Below are 2,178 nucleotides of genomic sequence, written 5' to 3'. Positions count from 1 at the left end.
GGGGTAGCGCCGCGCCGTGCCGCGGATGAACTGCCAGGGACCGACGGCGCCGGCGCTGCTGACGGCCGTCAGCTTGAAGCCGCTCTCGATCATCGCCAGGTAGTAGAGCTCCTTGGGCAGCTCGTAGCGCGCCAGGGCCGCCTCGATGATCGGCCGGTAGGCCTCCCCGCGGTTGAGCCAGGCCTGGAAGACCTCGCGGCTGCGGCCGCTGAACTGGTCGATCCACCTGTCCACGCGCGGATTGCGCTCGAGGGCCAGCGCGCGGGCGGGGACGTCCGGCAGGCCGCCGTACCAGAGCGCGACGAGGGAGTCGTCGGCCACCGAGAGCGGCGCCGCGAAGTGCATGAGGGACTCCTCGTCGAAGATCTCCTGCAGGCGGTCGAGCCGGTTCTGCAGGCTGCTCAGGTAGAGGCGAGCGAGGCCGCCGGCGGCCAGCGCGCTGTCGGCCTGCACGACCGCCAGCTCGGCTACCGCCTGGTCGATGCGCTCCTGCGCCGTGAGCAGGTCGCCCTGGGCGAGGAAATGCACGGCGTCGTCGTAGTGGGACTGCAGCTCCTGCAGTTCGGGCTTGAAAGCGAGGGCGCGATCGCGCAGCGACCACTCGACGGGGGTCTCGCTGAGGATGCCGCTGTCCGCCGTGAGCGCCGGGCCGAGGAGGCTGTCCGTCGCCGCCGTCGCCAGGACGATCCCGGGGTCGTCAAGCTCGGGTTCCGGATTCGGGCGCTCCTGGTGGCTGGCGCAGGCGGACATCAGCAGCAAGAGGGCGAGCAGCCCCGGGATCTGGGCGCGACTGCAAATCACGGGGACCTCCTGGCGTCCATTATGCTGGGGCACTCAGCGGTGCCGGAGCCCCGGTGCGCGTTCAGCAAGGGGAAGACCTGCCGGGCGGGCAAGTCTAGAAGCAGCCGGGCAGATCTGGCAACCAAGAATCACTCTCGGGAGCGGGGGGTTGACCCGCGAGTGCTACCTGAGTGTATACTTCAAGTCAAAGCAGTAGCCGATTGGCATATTGTCACTTGAGAAGGATGTACTGATCCCGGGATGAGCCGCCTCCAGCGCAGCAGCCGCTATTTTCTCGAGCATCTGCTGCCCCGCGAGGCCCTGCAGCCCGCGGAGCGGGAGCAGCTGGACCGCGCTCTGCGCGGCAGCGACCCCGAGCTCGAGCGAGCTCTGGCCCTCGAACTGGCCGAGCGCTTGGTCGCGCGCGGCGTCTACGCGCGCGATGGGGGCGGCGATTACGTCTTCGCCCGCGCCGGGGAGCGCTACCGCCTCGTGCTCCGCCGGGCCCTCGGGGCGCCGACCGCGGAGCGGAGGGCAGCGCCGCCGCCGCCCGCGGCGGCGGCGATCCCCCTGCCGGAGCCGCCGCTGGAGCGCCTGCGCGAGGTTCTCGCCGTGCTTCGCCTCCATGGCCGCCAGCCGGGCATCCTCAGCGGCCTCGGCCGCCTCCTCGCCGCGCTCGGGCGCTGGTATCCCAGCAGCGGCGCGACGCTCTACCATTTCCAGGATCTCGAGGACGGCGACAGCCTGCCCGGCCTCCTGCCGCTGGAGCCGGACACCCTGGCGGCCGGGCATCCCTTCCACCGGGCCCTGGCGGGGAGCGGGCTGCTCGCCCTGGCCGCCGATGCGCCGGGGCAGGGCAGCTTCCCGGCGGCGGGCGCGGCGACCCGGGAGGGGCACTGGCTGCTCCTGCCCCTGCGCCTGCCGAGCGAGGACGGCAGCCTGCCCTGGGGACTGCTCGAGTTGCGCCTGCCGCCGGGTCCCTTGCCGGCCAGCCTGCCGGCCGAACTCGGCCTGCTCGGCGAGGCGCTCTCGGAGCTGGTCCACAACCACCGCGTGCTGGCCGGCGTCGTCTACGTCGACGGGCTGACGCAGGTCTACAACCGCAGCTTCCTCGACCTGCAGCTGCCGGTCGAAGTGGAGCGCGCCACGCGCAACAGCGAGTCGCTGGCGATGCTCGTCGTCGATCTGGACGACTTCAAGCAGATCAACGATCGGCACGGCCATGAGGCCGGCGATGGCGTGCTGCGCGAGTTCGGCGGCCTCCTGCAGCGCACGCTGCGCCGCGTCGACCTCGTCTTCCGCTTCGGCGGGGAGGAGTTCGTCGTGCTGCTCCCGCGCCTCGACGAGGAGAGCGCCCTGCGCGCCGCCGAACGTCTGCGCCTGGCCGTGGCCGAGGGG

General features: G+C 72.1%; 2 protein-coding genes. One reads left to right on the top strand and one right to left on the bottom strand.

Annotated features, from left to right (window positions below; genetic code table 11):
- On the bottom strand, positions 1 to 345 hold a 345-nt coding region (locus tag FJ251_15660; GenBank protein ID MBM4119140.1), incomplete at its 3' end, for a hypothetical protein.
- A gap of 696 nt (positions 346 to 1,041) precedes the next feature.
- On the opposite strand from FJ251_15660, the gene FJ251_15655 reads away from it, so the two are divergent.
- Positions 1,042 to 2,178 (top strand): GGDEF domain-containing protein (locus tag FJ251_15655; GenBank protein MBM4119139.1); only part of this gene is annotated, 1,137 nt, incomplete at its 3' end.

Source organism: bacterium (genome assembly GCA_016873475.1).
In the GTDB taxonomy this organism is placed as follows: Bacteria; Krumholzibacteriota; Krumholzibacteriia; order JACNKJ01; family JACNKJ01; genus VGXI01.
The sequence above is the reverse complement of the archived record's forward strand: the minus strand, read 5'-3'. Positions and strand labels throughout refer to the sequence as shown.